Origin of the sequence: Gilvimarinus agarilyticus, assembly GCF_000832015.1 — a bacterium.
In the GTDB taxonomy this organism is placed as follows: Bacteria; Pseudomonadota; Gammaproteobacteria; order Pseudomonadales; family Cellvibrionaceae; genus Gilvimarinus; species Gilvimarinus agarilyticus.
Map to the genome: position 1 here is coordinate 1,322,489 of NZ_JXCJ01000001.1, position 22,889 is coordinate 1,345,377.

At 53.1% G+C, this 22,889-nt stretch carries 16 protein-coding genes; 12 read left to right on the forward strand and 4 right to left on the reverse strand.

Going from position 1 to position 22,889, the window contains the following annotated elements:
• Positions 1–297 precede the first annotated feature (297 nt).
• Genes SD69_RS05730 through SD69_RS05755 form a run of 6 tightly spaced genes read left to right on the forward strand, consistent with a single transcriptional unit; the run spans position 298 to position 10,492 of the window.
• Positions 298–2,439, forward strand: coding sequence for a hypothetical protein (locus SD69_RS05730; protein ID WP_041522451.1), 2,142 nt, complete (start codon positions 298–300; stop codon positions 2,437–2,439).
• 2 nt (positions 2,440–2,441) lie between these two features.
• Positions 2,442–4,724, forward strand: a complete 2,283-nt coding sequence (locus SD69_RS05735) for a glycosyltransferase (protein ID WP_041522452.1) — start codon at positions 2,442–2,444, stop codon at positions 4,722–4,724.
• A 25-nt stretch (positions 4,725–4,749) separates the two neighbouring features.
• Positions 4,750–6,213 carry an MBOAT family O-acyltransferase gene (locus SD69_RS05740; RefSeq protein WP_041522453.1) on the forward strand — a complete coding sequence of 488 codons (1,464 nt, stop codon included), beginning with the start codon at positions 4,750–4,752 and terminating at the stop codon, positions 6,211–6,213.
• Positions 6,214–6,220: 7 nt separating this feature from the next.
• Positions 6,221–7,696, forward strand: coding sequence for an alginate O-acetyltransferase AlgX-related protein (locus SD69_RS05745; protein WP_041522454.1), 1,476 nt, complete (start codon positions 6,221–6,223; stop codon positions 7,694–7,696).
• Positions 7,697–7,739: 43 nt separating this feature from the next.
• Entirely contained in the window at positions 7,740–9,575 is a 1,836-nt protein-coding gene (locus SD69_RS05750; RefSeq protein ID WP_198144060.1) for a glycosyltransferase family 2 protein, read from the forward strand.
• Entirely contained in the window at positions 9,572–10,492 is a 921-nt protein-coding gene (locus SD69_RS05755; protein ID WP_041522455.1) for a sulfotransferase family 2 domain-containing protein, read from the forward strand. The genes SD69_RS05750 and SD69_RS05755 overlap by 4 nt, the downstream gene beginning before the upstream one ends.
• Before the next feature lie 597 nt (positions 10,493–11,089).
• Here the strand turns inward: SD69_RS05755 and SD69_RS17995 are convergent.
• Together SD69_RS17995 and SD69_RS05765 are read right to left on the reverse strand one after the other, a co-directional pair.
• Complete coding sequence (locus SD69_RS17995; protein WP_052480920.1) at positions 11,090–12,037, reverse strand: glycosyltransferase; 948 nt, start codon at positions 12,035–12,037, stop codon at positions 11,090–11,092.
• A gap of 27 nt (positions 12,038–12,064) precedes the next feature.
• Positions 12,065–13,096 carry a glycosyltransferase family 2 protein gene (locus tag SD69_RS05765; RefSeq protein WP_084591495.1) on the reverse strand — a complete coding sequence of 344 codons (1,032 nt, stop codon included), beginning with the start codon at positions 13,094–13,096 and terminating at the stop codon, positions 12,065–12,067.
• A gap of 389 nt (positions 13,097–13,485) precedes the next feature.
• On the opposite strand from SD69_RS05765, the gene SD69_RS05770 reads away from it, so the two are divergent.
• The gene (locus SD69_RS05770) at positions 13,486–15,069 is read left to right on the forward strand and encodes a peptide chain release factor 3 (protein WP_041522456.1); all 1,584 of its coding nucleotides are present in this window, start codon (positions 13,486–13,488) and stop codon (positions 15,067–15,069) included.
• 520 nt (positions 15,070–15,589) lie between these two features.
• On the opposite strand, the gene SD69_RS05775 is transcribed toward SD69_RS05770, so the two are convergent.
• On the reverse strand, positions 15,590–16,801 hold the full coding sequence (locus SD69_RS05775) for a TonB family protein (RefSeq protein WP_041522457.1): 1,212 nt from the start codon (positions 16,799–16,801) through the stop codon (positions 15,590–15,592).
• Between the two features lie 359 nt (positions 16,802–17,160).
• Between SD69_RS05775 and SD69_RS05780 the strand changes: the two genes are divergently transcribed.
• The 3 genes from SD69_RS05780 (at position 17,161) to SD69_RS05790 (ending at position 19,519) form a co-directional block, all read left to right on the forward strand.
• Positions 17,161–17,850: a cyclic nucleotide-binding domain-containing protein gene (locus tag SD69_RS05780; RefSeq protein ID WP_041522458.1), complete on the forward strand. Its 690-nt coding sequence runs from the start codon at positions 17,161–17,163 to the stop codon at positions 17,848–17,850.
• 180 nt (positions 17,851–18,030) lie between these two features.
• Positions 18,031–18,714 (forward strand): flagellar brake protein, encoded by a 684-nt coding sequence (locus tag SD69_RS05785; protein WP_041522459.1) that lies wholly within the window; start codon positions 18,031–18,033, stop codon positions 18,712–18,714.
• 55 nt (positions 18,715–18,769) lie between these two features.
• Complete coding sequence (locus SD69_RS05790) at positions 18,770–19,519, forward strand: hypothetical protein (protein WP_157471622.1); 750 nt, start codon at positions 18,770–18,772, stop codon at positions 19,517–19,519.
• Between the two features lie 145 nt (positions 19,520–19,664).
• On the opposite strand, the gene SD69_RS05795 is transcribed toward SD69_RS05790, so the two are convergent.
• Positions 19,665–20,441 (reverse strand): hypothetical protein, encoded by a 777-nt coding sequence (locus SD69_RS05795; RefSeq protein ID WP_041522461.1) that lies wholly within the window; start codon positions 20,439–20,441, stop codon positions 19,665–19,667.
• Positions 20,442–20,691: 250 nt separating this feature from the next.
• Between SD69_RS05795 and dinB the strand changes: the two genes are divergently transcribed.
• Together dinB and SD69_RS05805 are read left to right on the forward strand one after the other, a co-directional pair.
• A complete protein-coding gene (gene dinB / locus SD69_RS05800) occupies positions 20,692–21,810 on the forward strand; it encodes a DNA polymerase IV (RefSeq protein ID WP_052480921.1) in 1,119 nt (372 codons plus the stop codon).
• A 216-nt stretch (positions 21,811–22,026) separates the two neighbouring features.
• Positions 22,027–22,455 carry an ExbD/TolR family protein gene (locus SD69_RS05805; protein WP_041522462.1) on the forward strand — a complete coding sequence of 143 codons (429 nt, stop codon included), beginning with the start codon at positions 22,027–22,029 and terminating at the stop codon, positions 22,453–22,455.
• Positions 22,456–22,889 lie beyond the last annotated feature (434 nt).

A 22,889-nucleotide genomic window follows, 5' to 3' on the forward strand; every position in this document is an offset into this window, starting at 1 on the left:
CTCGGCCATGATCGGGAATCTAGCGCCTTTAATCTCGTCATTCCCGCGCAGGCGGGAATCTAGTGTCTTTGTTGCTGGGCTAGGGTCACGGATAAGCTGGATCGGCTCTTGGTAACGCCTGTCGCAAACCGGTCCGATAAGTTGGCCTGATAAGGCGATATTGTGAGATCATACGCGCTACTTCAGCGCCTTAAGAGTTGGGTAGGTAAGGAATGAGTTAATGCTTAAGTGGCGAGCAATATTGGCGTGCTTGCAGCGGGTTTGGCTCAAACACAAGGGGTTTTAAGAGTACTGTGTATGCGTTTATTTCGGCCATTTTCTAGCGACAATCAACCAGAGCCCCCCCCAGAGGAAGAGCCGACACCCGTTGTTGAGCTGGCATCGCCTCATGTAGAGTCCTTTGCACCGTTTAATGCTCCTTTGCTACCTGCCGCTTGCGGTGTCGATTGTGCGTGTAATAGCGGGGCAGTATTGTGTAATACCGCCTATGTAAAGGCGAACCCCGGGGTTACCTCGGTGGCTCGGGCTGGTACTCACTTTGCCGAGGCGGGTGCCAAAGAGGGCCGTTATAAAGCCCTGGGGCGTATGGCGTTTAAATATCAAACCATTGGCTCGTGGCAGTACAAAGAGGCGCTGGCTAACAGCCACCGGTTGGGGCAATTTACCTCAGATTTTGTACAAGAGAAGGACGTGCCGGCGTTTATTTGGCGCGGCATTCAGCCGCACCAGCTACACGAGGCAACGCTGGTTGCGTTCGATTTGTTTGATACCTTGGTGTACCGCGCCACCACCGAGCCCCACGATATTTTTGATTTGGTCGCCTGGGATACCGGCATTGCAGATTTTGCCGAGCAGCGCATTGCGGCGGAAGAGCGCTGTAAAGAGGCGTTTGAGGTTAAACAGTACCTGCTCGCGGACATTTACCGCGAGCTGCCCTACACCGAGACCGACCGGCAGCGTGCTTACACCGCTGAGCTTGCGTACGAGCAAGCAAACCTGGCTGTGCGCCATAACCTATTTAATTTTGCTAAAACCCTACAGGCCAAGGGGTTACGGGTGATCGTCGTGAGTGACTTTTACCTTACCAAAGCCGACTTACTGAGTATTTTACCTGCCGATATTACCGAGGCGTTTGACGAGATTTATGTCTCCGCCGACTTTGGCGTGTGTAAGCACGATGGCCAGTTATTCGAGCAGTTATCGTTACAGGTACCAGAGCTGGCCAGCCAATGCGCGTTGTTTTTAGGCGATAACTGGCGCTCGGACTTTGGTATTCCACAGCAATACGGTTACAGCGCTTTTAGGACTCCAACGCTGTACGAAACCTCACGCCGCGAGCGTGGCTTTTTTGAGCTGCTTACGTACTGCCCACCCGAGCCTCGGCGCGAGAGCCTGGCGCGCTTTGCCCGCAACGAACAACGCTGGAGCCGTGATGTGCCCGCGTTATACGCGGCCTGCGCTATGGCCTTTGTGGCGCAACATTTAAAGGCGCTGTACGACAATGGCAACTACACAACCCCCGTGGTGTTTTTAGCGCGCGACGGGCACCTGGCCTGCCAAGTGTTTAAAGCGCTTTACCCGGATATTCCGGCTATAGAGGTGGCCAACTCGCGCTCATTAAATTTTCATGCCTTGGTAAATGAGGTAGAAGATTTAAAAGCCGTGTTTAAGCGCGACGGTAAACCCCAAACCCTGCAGCAAACGCTGTTTAACCGTTTGGGGTACACCGTGGACGATTTGCCTGAGGGGCAAATGGCCGATGCGTTATTGCACACACCAGAGCTTTTTAATGGCGGTTTGACTGAGCTGCTGGTTGAATTTTGCCGCGGGCAAGCCGGTAGCTACCGCCGTTACTTAAATGCGCAAGGCGTTGCGGATGGCAACGACTACTTAGTGTTTGATATTGGCTACCGTGGTACAGCCGCCAAAGCGTTTGAACAGCTGCTACCCCAAAGCCGCTGTAACTGGGTGTACCTCACTACCTTTAAAGAGATGCTGCATGCCAAACACCCGCATTTTGCCTTTATGCCAGAGTTTAATGCCGAGCGCTACGGCGATATATTGCCCGCGCTGGAGGCACTGCTAAGCGACAACGCCACCAGCAGTGCCCACTATTTTAACGAGGGTAAATTGGTGCGCCGCGAAGGTGACAGCCAGGCACTGAATACATTAATGGGAGAGTTACAAGGGCGTGCTGTTGCGTTGGTAAAGTCGCATCCACAAGCGTTTAAGCGCCCCTTCCCGCTTACCTCTAACCCGGTGATTACGCTAATGGATTACCTGACGCTGCCCAGTGCCGATTTTGCCCGGCACTTTGTGGGGGTGCCCAGTGAAGACAGCTTTGCCGGCGCTAGCTCGTATTATGTTTCACCCAAATTTTTAACCAGTGCCAGTGTGTGGCAAGGGGCATTAAACGCCCTGCTGCAGGAGCAACGCTAACCGTGCAAGCAACCAATAAACTGACGGTACAAGGTGTAACACTTACCCCGCACGACACCCCCGACGCACATTTTACTGTGCCGCAAGCGGTGCTAAATGACATCGTCGACTGGGAGCCGGGCGACTATATTGCGTTGGCAGCGGCTTTTGTGGAGCTTGCTTTGCCGCGAGTACATTTTGCCACTGTAGCCGAGCGCTTTAGCGCTTACTCCGGCAATACGCCGCTAGAGTACGTAAGCTATTTGGTGGCTGATACTCTGTTGAGTGCCGAGCAGGCCGTTACCATGGCAGTAACTCCGAGCCCGCGATTTGCCAAGTTACGTGAGAGCAGCACTTACCTTGCGCTTTTTTCGGCGCCGGTAAAAAGCCGTGTAAGTATTATTATCCCTAGCTGTAATCCCGATAACGTGGTTCATGCGCTACGTGCATTGCAGCCACCCGAGCATGTCGAGGTGTTGGTTGCCTTTAACAATGCCGACTTCTTACGCGCGGGCCAGTTATTTGTGCAGTACCTAAGCGAATTTAGCAACATCAGGCCCTTTAGTTACCAGTTTGCCGGTGGGGGCTTTTCCTTTGCCGAGGTCTGCAACTTTACGGCGGGTATAGCCACTGGCGATGCGCTGGTGTTTTTAAACGATGACTTACACATAAGCTGGGCCCAGCTCGAACCGATTGTCGCCTTGCAGCGCTACCGGCAATTAGGGGCGGCCGCGCCGCGTTTAGATTGGTACGGCGATGTGGTGCAAAACGCCGGTATTTTTGGCGGTGTGCAACGCAACAGCATGCCTGGCTTGCACGGCCGGGGTTTGCCATCAAACGCTATAAACCCTATGCCGATTAGCTGCGATGCCGTGTCTGGCGCTTGCTTAAGTATTCGTAAGACGTTGTTTGATGAGTTGGGTGGCTTTAACGAGCAAGATTTTGCGGTCGCTTACAATGATGTGGATTTAGGGTATCGGTTAATTGCCCGGGGCAAGGTGTGTTTGTCGGTCAACCACATTCGGGCTTTACACGTAGAGGGCGATTCTCGCGGTACGGGCCTGGGTAACGACAAGCCCAGCGAAGAGGTCGCCATCGCTCTGGCTTACCGGCAGCTTACGCAAGGCGTGCGCGCCGCGCGTTTTAACTTGCCTCTCGACCCGGAAACCGGAGCCCGCTTACCCTGTAATGAGCGCAAACAATTACCGCTGCCTAAGAAGGCCGTAGTGGTTACCCACAACATGAAACTTGAGGGGGCCTCGAAAGTGGCCTTGCGCGTGGCTAAGCAGCTCACTGAGGCGGGCGTTAAGGTGTATGTCGCCGCGCTGGAGGACGGCAAACTAAAGCATGAGTTTGCCGCCGTGGCCGAGCAAGTGTATATGGCCGATTGGGCGCTGCTCACCGATAAGCCCGTGTACGCCGCTTACGAGCATTGGCTGCACAGCATTGAGCCAGATTTTGTAATTGCCAACACCGTTATTTGTGCGGCTGCGGCGTACCCGGCCTCTGACCGGTTAGAGCTGCCGCAAATTAATTATATTCACGAGAGTGAGTCGATTAATGAGCATTTAGATCACTTTGGCGGCTACTGGGTAGATCGCGCTGCCCAATCGCTAGTGACAAGCTTTAATATTTTTGTCTCGCGCTACACGGTTAACGCCTACCGGCATTACTTAAAAAATAGCAACTGGGCTATTTTGTATAACCCCTTTGAGGCCGATGCCAGCGTGCCCGCTAAACATGAGCGAGCCGAGGTATTAGAGTTTGTGTCGGTTGGCAGTATCTGCGAGCGCAAAAACCAAATGATGGTGTTTGCGGCTATGGACCACCTGGAGAGCCGCGAAATTAAAGCGCGCTTTACCTTGGTGGGAGCCCGCGGTGGCGATTACTTAAGCGAGCTGAGGGATGTGGCTGGGCAACGGCGCGATGTTTATGTAAGCTTGGAAATTGTGCCCGAGACGAAAAACGTAGCGCCTTATTATGAGAGAGCCGATGTGTTTATCTCGTTCTCGAAAATGGAATCCTTCCCTATTACTTTACTTGAGGCCTCGTATTACGGGTTGCCGCTTATCTCCAGCGATGTGTTTGGCGCACGCGAGATGATTGTGCCCGGGCAAAACGGCTTTACCTTTGGTAGCCAGAATGAAGACAGCATGAATGGCGCTCTGGACATTATTGCCTCAGCGGATGTGGCCGGTATGGGCCGCAATGCCAAGCAGCTTTTAGCGCTGTGGCCCACCGAAGGTGAGTACAATCAGCGTCTTGCCGGGTTACTTAAAGCCGTGTTGCCACGGTTGAGCGTGTAATGATGATTAAGCACGGGCGCCGGTAATGCTGTTTAGTTCACTCGAGTTTATTTTTGCTTTTTTGCCGTTGGTGCTGTTGGGGTACTGGGCCTTAGGGGCGTGGGGTAGCCTGAACGCTCAAAAAGTGTGGCTGGTGGTGGCCTCGCTGTTTTTTTACGCCTGGTGGCGGCCCGAGTACCTTGGGGTGCTGGTAGGCTCGGTGCTGGTTAACTTTGCGGTGGGGTTTGCTATCGCCCGCCGTCAGTGGTTGCGGCCCAAACAGTGGCTGATACTGGGCATTGCGGCCAACCTGTTGTTACTGGGGTACTTTAAATACGCCGTATTTTTTAGTGGTAATATCAGCGCGCTTACAGGGGTAGGCTTTACGCTCGAGCAAGTCATACTGCCGCTGGCCATTAGCTTTTACACCTTTCAGCAAATTGCGTATCTGGTGGATGTTTATCGGGGTAAAGTAGGGCAGGTAAACTTTTTAGATTATTGCCTGTTTGTGACGTTTTTCCCACAGCTTATTGCCGGCCCCATTGTGCATCACAGCGAGATGATGCCGCAATTTAAGGCTCGCCCGACTCTTAACGAGCGCTACCAAAATGCCTGTAAGGGGCTGTTTATCTTCAGTATCGGCTTATTTAAAAAGCTTGCCATTGCCGATACCTTTGCCCAGTGGGCCAACGCCGGTTTTGCTAGCGGCGAGCCACTGAGTTTTGTCGATGCCTGGGGCACTAGCCTTAGCTATACCTTGCAGCTGTACTACGACTTTTCTGGCTATACCGATATGGCCATCGGTGCGGCACTGCTGTTTGGTATTAAGCTGCCGCTGAACTTTTTGTCGCCCTACAAAGCGCTTAGTATTCGGGATTTTTGGCGCCGCTGGCATATCACCTTATCGCGCTGGCTGAGAGACTATATTTATATCCCTTTAGGGGGCAACCGCGCACTCAGTGGCCGCGTATCGCTCAACTTAATGGTGACTTTTTTATTGGGCGGCCTGTGGCACGGCGCCGCCTGGGGGTTTGTATTGTGGGGCGCGCTGCACGGGTTGGCGCTGGTGGTGTGTCACCTTTGGCAGCGCCTTGGCGTTAACTTGTGGCGTTGGGCGGCTTGGCTGTTAACCTTTATGTTTGTCAACGCCACCTGGGTGTTGTTTCGGGCCGAGAGCCTGGCCGATGCCGTACGCGTTTACCGTGGCATGCTGGGGCTTAATGGCTTACCGCTGGGGCCGTGGTTGGGGCTGGATATGGCGGCCTCGGCCCCCGCGGCTACTACCAGCGTGATGAGCAGCGTGGCGATTATCAGTGTGGCGCTAGTGCTTGTGGCTACTTTACGGCTGCCTAATTCGGTAGAGCTTGCGGATTATAACGGGCCGCAATCTACCAAAGGGCGGTTTGCCCCAAGTGTAGGCAATGCGCTGTGGGCGGCGTTGGCCTTTTCGGTATCGGTGCTGTTATTAATGGCATCGGTCGGTAGCGACTTTTTGTATTTTAACTTTTGAGGCTAGCATGAGATACATAGCAACCTTTTTGCTCGCCAGCTTGCTGCTTGTATCGGCCGTGGCCATGGTATCGGTTGTGCCGGCACTAGACGGCGAGGTACAGGGCTTTGAGGTTAAGCGCCCTAGCTGGCCCGCGTCGTGGGCCGAGGTTAAAGCCAATTACTTTAATGCCGACCGGCTGCTGTTTACTTTAGGTATTATTCGCAAGCCCGAGTTTGTAAAGTTTGGCCAACCCGGCTGGTTGTTTACCGGCGACCAATACAGCTTAGTGTATACCGATGCGACCGGAGCGCTTAATTACCGGCTTGATGAGCTGCGCGAGATTCACCGCACTCGCCAGGCGTGGGGGCAGTATTTTGCCTCTCAAGGCATTGATTACCGTGTACAGGTGGCGGCTAATAAACACTCTATTTACTCTGAGCAGCTTGCCGATAAACCCAAAGGCGATACCCGGCTGGATGCGTTTGTGTCGCTGCAGGTGCCCCAGGATGAGTACTTGGTTAACAGCGTGCCCTACTTGCTAGCGCGTAAGGCACATGGCCCCGAGCTTTATTTACAAACCGACAGCCACTGGAATGCCATGGGCGCCTACTACGCTTATCAGCAGTTAATTGAGGGGTTACCTGGCGATATAACACTAACCCCCGCACCTGACATAAATAATTTTACGGTCACGCAGGGCGGTGACCTAGCCCGACTGCTAGGGGTTGAGCGGCTGTTGCGCGATTACAATATTCCCGCTCAACGTGTACCGGTAACCGGCCGTTACTTTGATACGGGTGAGCAGCATTACGTTGGCCCGTCATACCCGGTCGGTTCGCTCGAACGCGCCCAGGTATTTACCACCCCCGGTGCGCTTAACTCACAGCGGGTGTTGTGGCTGCACGATTCATTTGGCAGTGCGCTTAGCCCTTATATACACAAAACCTTTAAAGAGGTGTTGCATCAAAGCTATTTCGAGGTACTTGACGATAGCAAAAAGCTTATTGATATGGTGCGGCGTTTTAAGCCCAACATTGTGTTAGTGACCCATGCCGAACGCCACCTGGGGGAAGAGTTGTTTCGCAATGGCCCGCGGGCGATAGCCGAGCTAAGCGCGGCGGAGAATTACCCACACGTGCTGTGGCAGTTTACCCCCGAGAGCGCTGGCGCAAAGAATATGCAGCCTTTAGGTGATAGTGTGTATAGCGCGACAAATAATGACCCAATTATCGAGACGCCGGAGCTTGAGGCGTGTGAGGATTACTGCCTGTTACGGGTTGCAATAGACGTTGAACAGCGCACCCCAATGCAGCTGTTTTATCGTGAAAAGCGCGGTCAGGGGTTTTCCCCGCAGCGGGTGTATACCCGAATACTCTCGCCGGGCCCCAATAGCGTGTTACTGCGTATCCCCGCCGAGCATGTTGCGCTTGGTATGCGGTTAGACCCGGTGGCCTATCAGGGTGAGTTTTTATTGAACCAAGTAGAGCTGTTGTCAGACTAAAGCCTGCCAGTAGTTATTGTTGATGTTTAAGGGATTGCTGTAAATGAAGTCGATTAAAAGCCTGTTGCGAACCATGGCACAAAGCCTGCCGCCCTCGGTGCGCCAGCGGTTACGTAACTCGCATGCCTTGGCAAGCTGGTATCAAAACCGGGTACTTGCCTACCAACCGGCCAGCGCGCCCACCAATAGTGACGGTACGGTGGTGTATAGCGCCCATATCGCGACCAAAGTGCCAGAGTGGGCCGCCCGCGTCGAACAGTCGGGAGGCAATATTAAGCTCAGTATTATTTGCCCCGTTTATAACCCCGATGTTAGCTTGCTGGCCGAGGCTGTGGATTCTGTACTAGGCCAAAGCTACAAAAATTGGCAGCTTGTGCTGGTGGATGACGTCTCTACCGACCCGGCCGTAAAAGAGTATTTAGCCGCGCTGGACGACCCACGCATTGAGGTCGTGTATCGCCGCCTTAATGGGCATATCTCTAAGGCCAGCAATTCAGGGCTAGAGGTGGCCACGGGCGATTATATTGCACTGCTCGATCAAGATGATTTACTGCACGAGCACGCACTACTGGCGATGGTAGATGCCATTGTGCGCCATCCAACGGTGGCGGTGGTGTATTCCGATGAAGACAAGCTCAATGCCGATGGGGAGTTTTATCAGCCCCACTTTAAGCCCGATTGGAGCCCCGATTTATTTTACAGCAACAACTATATCTCGCACTTGGGCGTATACCGCACCGACTTGGTGAAGCAGGTGGGCGGTTTTAGTGTGGGGCTGGAGGGGAGCCAGGATTACGATTTAGCCTTAAAGGTAATCGCCCAATCCAATTGGCAAGATATTATCCATGTGCCTTATGTGTTGTATCACTGGCGCGCCTTGCCGGGCTCTACGGCCTACGCGGCGGATGAAAAATCCTACACGGTAGATGCCGGGCGCCGGGCATTAGAGGGGTATTTTGATCAGACGGGCGGTGCCGAGAGCGTCGGGTTAAGTCAGTTGCCCAATACGTACCGCGTAGCGTTTGCGATACCCGAGCGTAAGCCCTGGGTGGATATTATTATCCCCACCCGCAACCAGGGTGAGTTGCTGCGCAACTGTGTGCAATCGGTACTGCAAAACAGCGACTACCCCAATTACCGTATTACCCTGGTGGATAACCAGTCGGACGAAGCCGAGAGCCTGGGTATACTCAGCGAGCTGGCCAAGCACGATAAAGTGAATGTTATCGCCTATAACAAACCCTTTAATTACTCGGCCATTAACAATTTTGCCGTAGCGCAAACCAGTGGCGATATTGTGCTGCTGCTTAATAACGATACCGAGGTGATTACCCACGGCTGGCTAAGCGAGATGGTCAGCCTGGTATGCCGAGACTTTACCGGCTGCGTGGGGCCTAAGTTGTTGTACGACGATGACACCTTGCAACATGCCGGTGTTATTTTAGGCGTTGGCGGCGTGGCTAATCACTCGCACTTAGGGTTTCCCGATACTCACCCGGGCTACTTTGGCCGTATGACTATTCGCCAAAACGTCGCGGCGGTAACCGGTGCCTGCCTGATGGTGCGGCGCGAGGTGTGGGATCAGGTGGGCGGTTTAAACGATAAACACTTAACCATCGCCTTTAACGATGTCGACTTTTGCATCAAGGTCATGCAGGCGGGTTATTACAATGTGTTTACCCCTTATGCCAAGCTCTATCACTACGAGTCTAAATCGCGCGGGCAAGAAGACACCCCCGAAAAGTACCAGAGATTTGTGAGCGAAGTAGAGTATATGCAGGAAACCTGGCCCGAGCAGCTGGCCAACGACCCTTACTACTCCCCGTATTTTAGCCGTACGAAAACCGATTTTAGTTTAAGCGAGACCGCGAGCGTATGACGTTTAATTTTATTCATGTTCCCAAAACTGCCGGGACATCTTTTAGAAAGTCGCTGGAAAATAAACTGGGCCTCGAGGCGATTGCTTACGATTATGGCCGCTTTGTGGATGAGACTCACGACTTAATTCGCGAGGGCGTTTATAAAGGCTCGGTGTACGATATGCGTGAGCGCCTGCGGGAGTTTAGTCTGATTGCCGGCCACGTGCCGCTGACTAAATACGCTCCGGTAACGGGTGTGTCGCGCTGCATTGCGTTTGTGCGCGAGCCAGTGCAACGCACCTATTCTGATTATTTACACAACAAAAAGCATTTTGGCTATAAAGGCTCAATAGAAGAGTATTTAAAGCGTCCAGCCCATCGTAACCGACAGTCTACCCACTTGGGCGGCGTGCCTCTGGCGGCGATTGGTTTTATCGGTTTAACCGAGCGCTACACCGACTCGCTGGCGTTACTGGGGTATCAGTTCCCGTCTTTACAGGTTGAGGAGTTATCGCTTAATACCCATCGGCGCAATATTAAAGCCGAGCACAAAATCTCCGATGAAGATCGCGAGATTATTCTGGCCGCTAACGATAAAGACGTCGCGCTTTATGATCAGGCCAAACAGTTATTTGAGCAGCGTTTTGCGCTGTACCAGAATAAAAAAGCGGTACAACGCGGGGTGATTACGCGGGTTTTAAAGCACAAAATTGTCGGCTGGTTGGCCGGTGTCGAGCCGGGTGAGGTACAGGCTGTGCACGGCGAAGCCAATGAAGTGGCCGCGCGCGCGCGTGCAGTAGAGTATCGCCCATCACTGGCAGGCTGGGGTATTGAGCGCGATGGGTTTGTGGGTTTTACTCTGCACAATAACGAAGTGGATATGCACGACTGCCGCGTGCGCATTGCCAATACCGATGTGTTTTTGACGGGGCCTTAGGGGCAGCTTTTTCTTTTTTGTCATTCCCGGTTCTGATCGGGAGTCCAGTGTTTTTTGGTTCGTCATTCCCGCGCAGGCGGGAATCTAGTGGCTTTGTTATTTGAAGTCACTCCGCTCTCCATACCCCTTAACTCGTCCCTCGTCTTTAAGCCACTGGATCCTGGGTCTACGCTGCGCTCCGCCCGGGATGACGTTGTAGCGTAGTTGGGTGTTGTGTCGTCATTCCCGGCTGCGGTCGGGAATCTAGTAGCGCCCGTGATCTCGTCATTCCCGCGCAGGCGGGAATCTAATGTCTTTAGGTGTGGCACGATGTCGAGATGGGTGTATTGTTTGTTCGAGGTCACTGGATCCCGGATCTTCGTTTCACTACGTCCGGGATAACGTTGTAGTGTAGTTGGGTGCTTTGATGGTCGGTCAGGCATCTAGCGCCCTTAACTTCGTCATTCCCGCGTATGCGGGAATCTAGTGTCTTTGTTGTTTGAAGTTACTCCGTTCTCCGTACCCCTTCACCCGCCCTCCGCCTTTAAGTCACTGGGCCCCCGATCGCCGCTTCGCTCTGTAGGGAGTGACGTTGTAGTGTAGTTGGGTGTTGTGTCGTCATTCCCGCGAAGGCGGGAATCTAGTGTCCTGACTTGTAGGGCCGGTGCTTAGAATCGCGAGCCAGAGTGTGGCGCTGCGCAGAAGGCTTTTACGGTAGGGGCGCTGACTGGCTAAAAACTTTATTTTTTGCCAGTAGCTACCTTGTAGTGCAGCGGCTAAGCCGCAAAAAAATGCGTGGTCTTGTGGTGTGAGCTGGGCTTGGTAGACGTCGCCAAACGCGGCGGCTTGTTTAATGATCGCCTGGCTGGCCTGGATTTTACCCCAGCGGCTTTGCCAGTAACCTTGTTGGCTATGCCGTAAGGCCTGACTGCCCAGTTGGGCGGCGCGGTGTTGGCGGTAATAAAGAGTGGGGGTGCTAATTGCGCTAGCGCGGCCTTGAGTGGCAGCCAATAGGGCGATCCACCAGTCGTACATCACCATATCTGGGTGGTGACTTAACTTGTTAATTAAAGCTCTGTTGATCGCCGCAGAGGCGCCTTGTACGCAGTTATGAAAGGCAAGCCGCTGCGGCGCGTCAATGTTACCTGGATCGAGTTGGTCCATTTGCCACAAGGTTTGCTGGGGCGTGGCCGGGGGCTGCCAAACCCAGGCGTCAGAAAATATCAGGTGCGGAGTGGCCTCGTCAGTCATTTGCTGGCTGAACAAGGTTGATTTATTGTCGAGCCAGATATCGTCTTGATCAGCAATAAATACATAAGGTGATTGCGTGTGGCTTAAGGCAAACAGTAGGTTGCGGTTAACGCCTTGCCTGGGCCCCTGCAGTAAGCTTATGGGCGTGGCGCAGGTTTCGGCGCGCTGGGTAACAAGTGCGCAGGTGGCATCATCGGAGCCGTCATCACTGACGATGATGCGGGTAGGGGGAATGGCTTGGTTAAGGATACTGTCCAGCTGTTCGACGACATGATGCTCGCCATTAAAGGTGCAGATAACAACGTCGTAATTCACAGGCCTATTGGATACTCTGGTGACGATCTACATCAGCCGCATAGCGGCGGCGACGTACAGCGCGGTGCTGCTAATAGGGGTTTGGCGGTAGATGCCCGATTGGTGCAGGTGCCAGGGGGCGCGTAGCCAGTGGCGCCGGGCGTACTTAAACTGCTGCAAAATAGCGTGGCTTTCTTCGGTGAGTAAATGCTCGGCCTTAACCAATGCCGAGATGTTGCGGTCGTTCCAGTGTTTAAAACGCCCGCGCAAGAGCATGTGGACACGCCTGAAGCGCGCGGCTGCGCTCACACTGCCACCTACCAAGTTTTGCGAGTGCTGGCGGTAGCGCACACTGGTGTAGTCGTCGTAGATAATTTTGCCGCCGCTGCCGCTAACCATTAAGTAGGCCCACCAATCGTGGCTGACAATATCGACCATGCCTACCTGGCTTAACAGCTCGCGTGCGGCCTTGTTAATAACGATGGTGTTGCCACCGGCAATGCTTTGTACCAAGGCATTGGCAAAACAGGGCTCGCGCTGAAACAGCGGTGAGGTGCCTATCAGCGTGCCTTTTTCGCAGATGAGAGCGGTACGTGAGCAGTACAACGCCGGAATGCCGTCGGGTACATCGGCCAGCTTGGTAAGTGCTCGCTCAAGCTTTTGGGGCTCCCAAATGTCGTCTTGGTCGCAAAAGGCAAAGTAATCGGCTTGGATATTTTGGTTACAGACTAGCGATAAAAAGTTGCTGGCAAAGCCCTGTTGCGGCCCATGGGTGATGTTTAGCGGGGTTTTACTGTGCTCTGCCTGAAACTCTTTTAGGATGTTTAAGGTGTTGTCGCTCGAGCCATCATCGGATACCCACAGGCTCCAATGCTGGTGGGTCTGGCTTTGTAGCGAGCTGAGCTGTTCGGGTAAAAACTCCTGACCGTCGTAGGTGGCCATTAAAATGGCAACACTGGCCGGAGTGGTATCGTTAACAGGTTTGTGGTGCGACAATAGGCGAGCGGCACGGCCAAAGCCTTGCTCCGGCGCTAGCAGTGCGCTTACTTGATGGTTGGCGTCGTCCCGTACCACTTCCATGCTGTTGCTAATCCTCAAAAGTACATCTCTAGACTGGGTTTAAGTTAAGGTGGACTTAAACGAACTGTGCCTAAGTTGGAGCTGTTGGCCCCACCGGATGGCTCTGACACGAGTGAGTATTATAGCGGTGGGTGGCGCTAAATGCTAAGGACTGGCAACAAAGTCCCCGCTTTCTTATATCGTTTTGTGGCCGTATTCAAAACTCTTAGCACTATTGTGTGATGAACACCTAAATTACGCCATTTCATTGTAGCCCCTTTGGGTTGTCACACCCGTGGAAACAAGCCTCGCAGCCTGCCTGGCAATTGTGAAATGGTGCGATTTCAGGGAGAATGGCGCGCTTACGTTAATGGCCCCCTGGGCCTGTCCAAGTCCTAAGATCTGAAACTATGTCTCACGCTAACCTGCTTAAAAACATCCACAAGCGGCGCACCTTTGCGATTATTTCGCACCCGGACGCCGGTAAAACCACCATTACGGAAAAGCTCTTGCTATTTGGCAATGCTATTCAGGTGGGCGGCTCGGTAAAAGGTAAGCGGGGGCCTCATGCTAAATCGGACTGGATGACGATGGAGCAGGAGCGGGGGATCTCTGTGACCTCATCGGTGATGCAGTTTCCTTACAAAGAGCGCATCGTTAACCTGTTGGATACCCCGGGGCACGAAGACTTCTCGGAAGATACCTACCGCACCTTAACGGCCGTGGATTCGGTGTTGATGGTGATCGACGGGGCAAAAGGTGTGGAGGATCGCACGATTAAACTGATGGAAGTGTGTCGTTTGCGCGATACTCCCATTTTATCGTTTATCAACAAAATGGACCGTGATATTCGCGACCCGATCGAGGTGTTGGACGAGGTTGAAGAGGTGCTGAAGATCGCCGCTGCGCCTATTAACTGGCCGCTGGGCATGGGGCGTGAGTTTAAGGGCGTGTACAACCTTTATACCGACACCATCCACGTGTTTGCCTCGGGGCACGGGCATATGATTCCGCCGGATACCCAGATTAAAGGGCTCGATAGCGACGAGGCAACCGAGCTGCTGGGCAGTTACGCCGAGGATATCCGTGAAGAGATCGAGCTGGTACGCGGCGCGACTCATGAGTTTGATTTAGAGGAGTATTTGGCGGGCCGTATGACGCCGGTATTTTTTGGTACAGCATTGGCGAACTTTGGTGTGCGCGAGATGCTCGATGGTTTTGTCGAGTGGGCACCTAAGCCTATCGGTCGTGAAACCAAAAGCCATTTCGTTGAGGCCGAAAATGAGTCGTTTAGCGGCTTTGTATTTAAAATTCAGGCCAATATGGACCCGCGCCACCGCGATCGTATTGCGTTTATGCGGGTGTGCTCGGGGGTTTACCGTAAGGGCATGAAGATGCGTCATGTGCGCTTGGGTAAAGACGTTAAAATATCCGATGCGGTAACCTTTATGGCCGGCGACCGCGAGTCGGTAGAAGAGGCAGTGGCCGGGGATATTATCGGCCTGCACAATCACGGGACCATTCAAATCGGCGATACCTTCACCGAAGGTGAAGATCTAAAGTTTACCGGTATTCCACATTTTGCCCCCGAGCTGTTTCGCCGTATACGCTTAAAGGACCCGCTTAAAACCAAAGCGTTGCAAAAAGGCTTACAGCAGTTGTCCGAAGAGGGCTCGACCCAGGTGTTTTTCCCGCTTAACAATAACGATATTGTGGTGGGTGCGGTGGGTGTGCTGCAGTTTGAGGTAGTGGCGTACCGTTTAAAAGACGAGTACAAAGTCGAGGCGATTTACGAGCCTGTGAGTATCGCAACCGCCCGCTGGACGGACTGCGATGACCCTAAAAAGCTCGAAGAGTTTAAGCGTAAGTGCGCCGATAACCTGTGCATTGATGGCGGCGGGCATTTAACCTATTTAGCGCCTACCCGGGTTAATTTGTCTTTGGCGGAAGAGCGCTATCCCGACGTGCTGTTTAGGGCTACTCGCGAGCACTAAGCCACTGCGCCGGGTTGGTTTTGCCCTGCTCGTCACTCCCGACGGTGGTCGGGAGCTCCGCGCCTTTTAAAAACGTCATTCCCGCGTATGGGGGAATCTAGTGGCTTTGTTATTTGAAGTCACTCCGTTCTCCGTACCCCATCACTCGTTCCCCGTCTTTAAGTCACTTGGCCCCCGATCGCCGCTTCGCTCTGTCGGGGGCGACGGTGTAGTTGGGTGTTGCGTCGTCATTCCCGGTCATGATCGGAAATCTAGTGCCTTTATCTCGTCATTCCCGCGAAGGCGGGAATCTAGTGGCTTTGTTATTTGAAGTCATTCCGTCCTCCGTACCCCATCACTCGTCCCCCGTCTTAAAGCCACTGGATCCCGGGTCTACGCTGCGCTCCGCCCGGGACGACGTTGTAGTGTGGTTGCTTTGGTTGTCGGTCGGGCATTTAGCGCCCTTTCATTCGTCATTCCCGCGAAGGCGGGAATCTAGTGTCTAGAACCAAAAAGCGCGGCCTTGGCCGCGCTTTTGCTATTACTGCTGCTGGAGTTGAAACGTAATGGGGATGGTAAACTCGTGAACTTGCCCCGTGATGACCTCAGGCACCTCAGTAAAAGGCTCTGCCGATTCAACGGCGTCCATGGCTTCATCGTTTAATACGCTGTATTCGGTTTCTTCAATCAAGGCCGCACTTAGCAACTCGCCCTGACGGTCGATGCTAATCGCAATACGAATCGAGCCTTCATAACCGCGCTGCATGGCGCGGCGTGGGTAGCTGATCTCGCCCTGTACTTTGCGCACGAGGTTAGAGAAGTAGCGTTGGCTTGCGAGAATCGATTCGGCGGTAAAGGTGGGGACAAAGTCTTCGTCGGATTCATCCACAGACTCTTCTTTGGGAACCACAGGTGCGGCACTGCTGGCAACACTTGAGGAGCTGCTGGCCACCGCCGGAATAGAGCTCTCGACTCTTGCGGCCTGGCTGCTGGCCTCAGCCGTGTTATTGGCGATAGCCGAGGGTGTCGGCGGTATCTCGATTTTTGGTTTAGCAACCGTTGTCGCGGGTACCACGACCGGCGCTACGGCAACCTCTTGCTCGGGTTCGGGGGCAGGTTCTGGTTCTGGCTCAGGCTCTGGTGCGCCCCACAATGCGACTTGATCAATACGCTCGGCCGTTGGGCTAATGCTCGCGTAGCGGCTTGTTAGAGAGGCACTGACATCGCCGCTAACCAGCAGTTGCTCGCGATAGGTAGAAGATAATGGCACCCGGCCCAGCCAGGTGCTGAGTAATAGGCCAAAAAAGTTATCGTCGGGTATGGTGCCCAGGGTAATACTGTTAACGCTGAAGGCGACACCTTCGCCCGGATTTAACGCAAATACCACATGGTCATTTTCCAGCAGGCGCTCCTGAAACATCGTAGTAAAAGCGACCATGTTGTCCGCTTGCTCGGTAAGTGCGCTGCCGCGGATGTTGATGGCCATCCCTTCGATCCACATGCGGCTAAATTTACGCGCGGCAATGCCCCGCTCGGCGGTAATTTTTAGCTCCATGCGCATGGGTTGGTCGGCGGCCAACAGTTCGCTTGCATCGCTGCTTAGAGTCTCACTGTATAGCGCACCTATAAATTGATCGCGGCTGAGTTCTTGGTGTACGGCCATGCCATTTAGTAGGGGGGCGCCAACGGCTCCGTTAACGCTAAAAAATAACAGGGCTAGGATCCAATAAACAGGGATTCTGAGTGTACGCATAGGGCTCGCTTCGCTTTATTCTTGGGTTATCGGCAAGTACCTGAGACCAGGGCATTGATCGGCAGGCATGAGTGAGCCGTTTGCGAGGTGGGTGCAAAGACAGTGGTGTTCGACAAGGCTTACACGACTTCTATTGCAATTCAAACCAGCTCTGGCTCTTTTTTAAGCTATAGAGCGATACTCTACCTAAAAATAGGCGTATAGAAAAGTTTAATGCGTCAAATCGGCAATCAATATTTGCACTGGGCTATTATCACCGTTATAAAGTCTAAAGAGGAATTGTTAAGGGGTTTATCTGGTCATCCGGTTATAAAAGCCCTCAAAAATTGTTGCCGACAGCGGAGAAGATCAACCGGCGTATGGAGATAAAGCTAATTCAAAAGTTCCAGCGCGAGACAGTGGACCAGCTGCTCTCGGCGATCCCCTTTTTTAAAGCCGTTCGACAGCACGATTTAGGGCAGTTTGAGGTGCTGTTGGCTCACTCGCGAATTATTACCTTTCAACCTGGCGAAGTTGTTGTGCACCGTGGTGATGGCGATCAGAGTCTGTACTTTTTGCTAAAAGGTTGTCTTGCGGTTTACCCGAGTGAAGCCCTGCAAGGGGAGCCGGTAAACATGATTACCCCCGGTGAGGTGTTTGGGGACTTAGCTCGCCTTACCCATCAGCCGCGTTCAGCTACGATCGTGGCCGACCATAAAAGCCGCGAGGCTATGGTGTTTGCTGCCGACTTTAGTGTGTTTGGTGAACTTGACTCGATCTCTCCCATCAGCCTGCACACTAAGCTTTTGTATTATCGCAATACTGTCCACAACCTGCGCTGGAAGCTTGAGGTGTACCGCTCGATGCACCCGGATGCTCCGCTGGCGAACGAGCACAGGGCCATAAAATTGTACGTTGGGCCCAAAGGTTGTCTGCAAGAGTTGCAGTCGCTACACGAGCAAGCCTGCAAACTGGCTGCTTTGTTGGTTAGCTGGAACCACCGCTTTGGTGCGATTACCCACGATGAGCCGCCGGTTAGCGATCGGTTGGTAAAGGCCCTCGAGCGCTGATTTGCTCCGCAAGTGTTAATTGAGTGATACTTAGCGGCGTTAGCAATACAGAGCGGCGCTTTGTTTATTGGGCATGTATTGCCCATAGGCTTATCGGCCGCGCGCGGTTGTGGTTAAACGACACAGCGTTTGCTCACCCCTAACGCCCAACGACTGACCCGAAAGTACGCAATATCGATTATGGAATTTTCCGACCTGAAACTGCCTTACGGCACCACACTGCAACTACAGGTGACCAATAGTGCCGGCCAACCCGAGCGCTATACTTCGCGCTTGATTGGGGCAATACCGGGGCGCAGTTTGATTTTTAGCGTGCCCCGCACCGCGGGTAAAGCGGCGCGCTTTCGCGCCGGGCAAAAGTTGGCGGTACGGCTCATGGTGGCTAACGGTATCGGTCTGTTTGCTGCCGTGGTTGAGGCGCAAACGGCAGAGCCATACCCTTTGCTGCATGTTAGCTACCCAGAGGCGGTGACCTTTAAGGGGATTCGCGGCGCGACCCGGGTGGGAGTCGATTTGGCGGTGGAGGTTACCAATCAGGATGATGTGTCGGGCGTTAAAACGAATGGCAGTATTGCCGATATAAGTATATCCGGCGCACGGCTTGAGCTGCGTGAGGCGGTAGTAAGTGTTGGCGATACGCTGACACTGGCTGCAGATGTGACAATCGCGGGCCTCATGCGGCCGCTAACAGCCACCGCCGTGGTGCGCTCACGCATAGAGCGCAGTACTAAAGAGCACGCTCAGGGGATGCCTGCCGTGTATGGAGTTGAATTTACCGAGCGCGACCAAGACGCTCTGTTGGTGCTTTACGCTTATGTTTTTGCGCGAATTGTTGAAGAGCAAATGCCCCGGGAGTTGCCCTAAGCCACTTGCGATTAGTGTGGCCTTGGTATTTTGCGCCTGTGTTGCGCCGGCACTTATGACGCAAAACGTACTAGCGCAAAGTGCTAACGACGATGTCGACGTCCACCAGTTACATTTGCCGCGCACTTATTTGCGCTACCTTCCCGTTATGCTCGATGGTGCCCGGCTGATGGCGGCCGATGAGCACTGTGCTCAGTTTTTATCGGGCGATCTTAATATCGATAAAAGTACTCAGACTCACCCGGTATTTCGTTATCAGTGCCGCGATCCGGCGGGCCAAACCTATCGTTGGCATATTGATGGGCAAAGCTTAGAGGTGCTGGACGATACCCGAGCCGGCGGACGTATTAGTTTTGATGAGCTTGCCGCCGAGTACGAGAAAGCGCGGGAGCAGGCACGCCAGTTAGCCGCTGAACGTCAGGCACAAATTGACGCCCTACAGCTCGAGCGCCAGCAAGTGGCCGCCGAGCGCGAAGCCGAACGCCTGGCGCGCGAGCAACTAGCGGCCGAGCAACAAGAGCAGGCACGGCGGGCACGACTGTGGCAAAAGTGTCAGACGCTGTTGGCCGAGCAAACGGACGATATGATAGAGAGGGAGTGGTTAACTCTGATGCAGCCAGAGCCCGAGGTCAGTTCCGGGCGGGTGCGTTTTGCGCTCGATTTTAATGCGCGCAATCTGAATGGTCAGGCGCTTAAGTACCGGGCTTTTTGCGATGCGAAAATAGAAGGTGAGGCCTTGACTGTCGAGATTCACCCCCGCGCTTTAGCGCAGGCAGCTTCAGACTCGGGTACCGAGGTAGACTGATTTAGGTTGCCCCGTGATAGCTCGGCCAGCGCAAGGCTCTTGCTGCTGCTGGTGCCGCTTTTTTAACGTGGGTTAAGGTATAAAAAAAGCCCGTGACAAGCAGCTTGTCACGGGCTTTTTATTTGCCAGAACTTAGCTAAGAGTCTTACTTAGCCTTTGGCTTACGGCCACGCTTGGCGGGAGCTTTTTTGGCTGGTGCTTTAGCGGCGGCGCGCTTAGCGGGAGCCTTTTTAGCGGCTGGTTTTGCTTTGGTAGCTGCTTTTGCTTTGGCAGGAGCCTTTTTGGCTTTTGCTTTAGCGGCGGCGCGCTTGGCGGCCAGTTTGGCTTTTGCAGCAGCTTTACGCTCAGCGGCTTTTTGCTTAGCAGCGGCTTTCTTGGCAGCAGCTTTGGCTTTTGCAGCGGCTTTTTTAGCGGCTAGCTTAGCTTTAGCGGCGGCTTTCTTTTCAGCAGCTTTTTGGCGAATAGCAGCTTTTTTAGCAGCGGCTTTCGCTTTGGCGGCTTCTTTGCGGTCAGCGGCTTTCTGCTTTTTAGCTATTTCAGCTTTGGCTTTGGCGTCGGCCTTGGCAAATTGAGCGGCAACGCGGTTAGACGCCTTGATTGAGCTCAGTGCTTGCTTCAGCTCGGCCAGAGTAGCCTTGCTGCTGCTGGCTTCGGTTTGTGCTTTGCGTACGGCAGCGTTTGCTGCAGTAACTTGCTTAGCAGAAGCAGCCGTTGGCTTCTTCTTTTTAGCCGCGGCTAATTTGGTGCGGGCAGATTTGAGAGCGTTGTTTGCTTTCGTTACTGCTTTTTGTTGAGTTTGAACCGCCTTGGCCGCAGCTGTTTCTTCTGCGGTGCGGGCTTTGGTTAACTGGTTTTGCAATTGCGCCAGTTCTTTTTCCAATTGTGCAACTGTATCAACAGCTTTGGTTTTACGAGCAGCCATGGTGAGCTTCCTTTATTGTTGTGAACAAAAAAGTGAACGGACAAAATCCGAGTGAGTAGTACGTTAAAACTTTGTGTATGAATTTCAAGCATTTTACGACATTTTTAGTAAAAAAATTGGTTTTTTTAGAAAAATTAATCGCTTTATTGGATTTTTTTTGTGTTTAAGGCGTTTTTTTTTAGTTTTGCGGGTTTTTATTAACCATCGAGCGATCCAATTTTATATTCGGGTTTGCATGGCCGCTTAATTAATGGCTTACTTAATCCCTGTTTTTATATACAGTTTTGGGGGGGTGGCTGTGTCGCGCACTATTATCCATTGCGACGCCGATTGTTTTTTTGCGGCGATTGAAATGCGTGATAATCCGCAGTTGCATGGACGTCCAATAGCCGTCGGTGGTCGACCAGATAGACGTGGTGTTATTTCAACCTGTAATTATCCGGCAAGACAGTTTGGGGTTCGTTCGGCGATGGCTTCTGCTTACGCTTTGCGTTTGTGCCCCGGTCTGATTATCTTGCCCCACCGTATGACGCACTATCGTGATGCATCGCAAAAAATAATGGCCATCTTCCATCAATTTACTGATTTGGTTGAGCCCTTATCGTTAGACGAAGCGTTTTTGGATGTGACAGATGCCGTTAACGACAGCAACAGTGCCCGCGCTATTGCGGAGCAAATTCGTGAGCAAGTGGTAGCTCAGTTGGGGATTACGGTATCGGCGGGGATCGCCCCTAATAAATTCTTGGCAAAAGTGGCCAGTGATTGGCGTAAGCCGGATGGCTTGTTTGAAATTAAGCCCGAGCAAGTCGCGGAGTTTGTCGCCAGGCTACCCGTTAGCTGCATACCGGGGGTAGGCAAAGTAACCGGTGAGCGGTTGGCGCAGCTGCAGGTGAAAAACTGTGGCGACTTATTACGCTTTGACGAGCGGGAGTTGTGTGAGCGCTTTGGGCAGTTTGGCTCGCGTTTGTACCATTGCAGTCGCGGCATTGATTCGCGCCTGGTTCGCGTAGAGCGCCAGCGCAAATCCGTCAGTGTCGAGCAGACGTTTGCGCAGGATATGACAGTAGATGAGGCGTGCGAGACTTATTTAACTGAGCTGATTGCGCGGCTTCAGGTGCGGATTGATAAGCTGACGGATCAGTACGGTGTGGGCAAGGCGTTTGTAAAAGTGAAATTTGCGGATTTCTCGAGTACTACCCTGGAGCGCGCTAATGATGAGTTTAGTTACTGTAACTTTGCCGAGCTGATTCGCGAGGCTGCGAGCCGGCACGATAGCCGTGTTCGCTTACTGGGGGTTGGGGTCCGGCTTACGGAGCAGGCAGCCGCACCCGTTGCCGAGGTAGAGCAGTTGGGCCTGTTTGGCGGATAGCGCTTGCCGGGAGGCAATAACAGAGGTACGGGGCTATGCGCCCAAAAATGGTGCGCTTGGGGGGCTTCTTTTTGGTTGAAAACTGAACACATCGAGTGGTTTACGAATATTTGCGGACAAAATTGCGGTAAATGGTTAGTCAGGGTCAAAACAAGCTGGTAGTATTGTTCGCCTAAATATCTGCCATCCACTAGCATAATAACGGGAGTGTGTACGGTGAGTCGTAGAAAAAAGAGCCGTAACTCTGAAGAAAGTAACGATATTGACCTGACGCCGATGCTCGACGTTGTGTTTATCATGCTGATCTTCTTTATTGTGACCGCGTCCTTTGTAAAAGAGGTCGGTCTAGACGTGAATGTTCCTGAAGAGAACGATGAGCCACCACCGCCAAACGCTGACCCTAATATCCTGGTGCAGATTACTGCCGATAACCAGATTTGGGTGTTTGGAGAGAATGGTCGCCGTCGGATTGATGAGTCCTCGGTGCGCTCGAATATCACCCAGATGCGGGCCGAGCTGCCCAAGGCGTCAGTGATTATTCAGGCGAACCATAAAGCCGATGCTGGCGTTTATGTGGCTGTGGCTGATGCCGCGAAAGCTGCTAAAGCGCCCGCGGTTGTACTGGTGCCGGTTGAAGACAACTAAGCCTTCCGCCAGCCAGTACGTTTAAAAAACCACCTTCGGGTGGTTTTTTTATGTCTGGTGTTTGGCGGCTCGGTGTTTTCGTGTGGGTTCGCCGCATTTGGTTGCTCCACAAATAGGGGGTGTTTTCGGCTGGCGAGCCTAGAGCACTATTGTTTCTAAATTTGCACGATTGCCCCTAGGGCACGGGGCAAGCTCCAGCTATCCCTGCTTACGCCTGCATTTGTACATCCTGCACGTCATCCCGGATCTTCGTTTCACTACGTCCGGGATGACATTGTAGTGTGAGTGGAGCTTTGGATGTCACCCCCGGCCACGATCGGGAGTCTAGCGCCCTTTATCTCGTCATTCCCGCGGATGCGGGGATCTAGTGACTATGTTGGTTGAAGTCACTGCGTTCTCCGTATCCCTTCATTCGTCCCAAGTCACTGGATCCC

Excerpts from the sequence above, each read along its gene's own strand:
- SD69_RS05755 (WP_041522455.1), top strand. The coding sequence starts at position 9,572 with ATGACGTTTAATTTTATTCATGTTCCCAAAACTGCCGGGACATCTTTT.
- SD69_RS05730 (WP_041522451.1), top strand. The coding sequence starts at position 298 with ATGCGTTTATTTCGGCCATTTTCTAGCGACAATCAACCAGAGCCCCCC.
- SD69_RS05750 (WP_198144060.1), top strand. The coding sequence starts at position 7,740 with ATGAAGTCGATTAAAAGCCTGTTGCGAACCATGGCACAAAGCCTGCCG.
- SD69_RS05740 (WP_041522453.1), top strand. The coding sequence starts at position 4,750 with ATGCTGTTTAGTTCACTCGAGTTTATTTTTGCTTTTTTGCCGTTGGTG.
- SD69_RS05745 (WP_041522454.1), top strand. The coding sequence starts at position 6,221 with ATGAGATACATAGCAACCTTTTTGCTCGCCAGCTTGCTGCTTGTATCG.
- SD69_RS05785 (WP_041522459.1), top strand. The coding sequence starts at position 18,031 with ATGGAATTTTCCGACCTGAAACTGCCTTACGGCACCACACTGCAACTA.
- SD69_RS05790 (WP_157471622.1), top strand. The coding sequence starts at position 18,770 with ATGACGCAAAACGTACTAGCGCAAAGTGCTAACGACGATGTCGACGTC.
- SD69_RS05775 (WP_041522457.1), bottom strand. The coding sequence starts at position 16,801 with ATGCGTACACTCAGAATCCCTGTTTATTGGATCCTAGCCCTGTTATTT.
- SD69_RS05770 (WP_041522456.1), top strand. The coding sequence starts at position 13,486 with ATGTCTCACGCTAACCTGCTTAAAAACATCCACAAGCGGCGCACCTTT.
- SD69_RS05795 (WP_041522461.1), bottom strand. The coding sequence starts at position 20,441 with ATGGCTGCTCGTAAAACCAAAGCTGTTGATACAGTTGCACAATTGGAA.
- SD69_RS05780 (WP_041522458.1), top strand. The coding sequence starts at position 17,161 with ATGGAGATAAAGCTAATTCAAAAGTTCCAGCGCGAGACAGTGGACCAG.
- dinB (WP_052480921.1), top strand. The coding sequence starts at position 20,692 with ATGGCTTACTTAATCCCTGTTTTTATATACAGTTTTGGGGGGGTGGCT.
- SD69_RS05765 (WP_084591495.1), bottom strand. The coding sequence starts at position 13,096 with ATGGAAGTGGTACGGGACGACGCCAACCATCAAGTAAGCGCACTGCTA.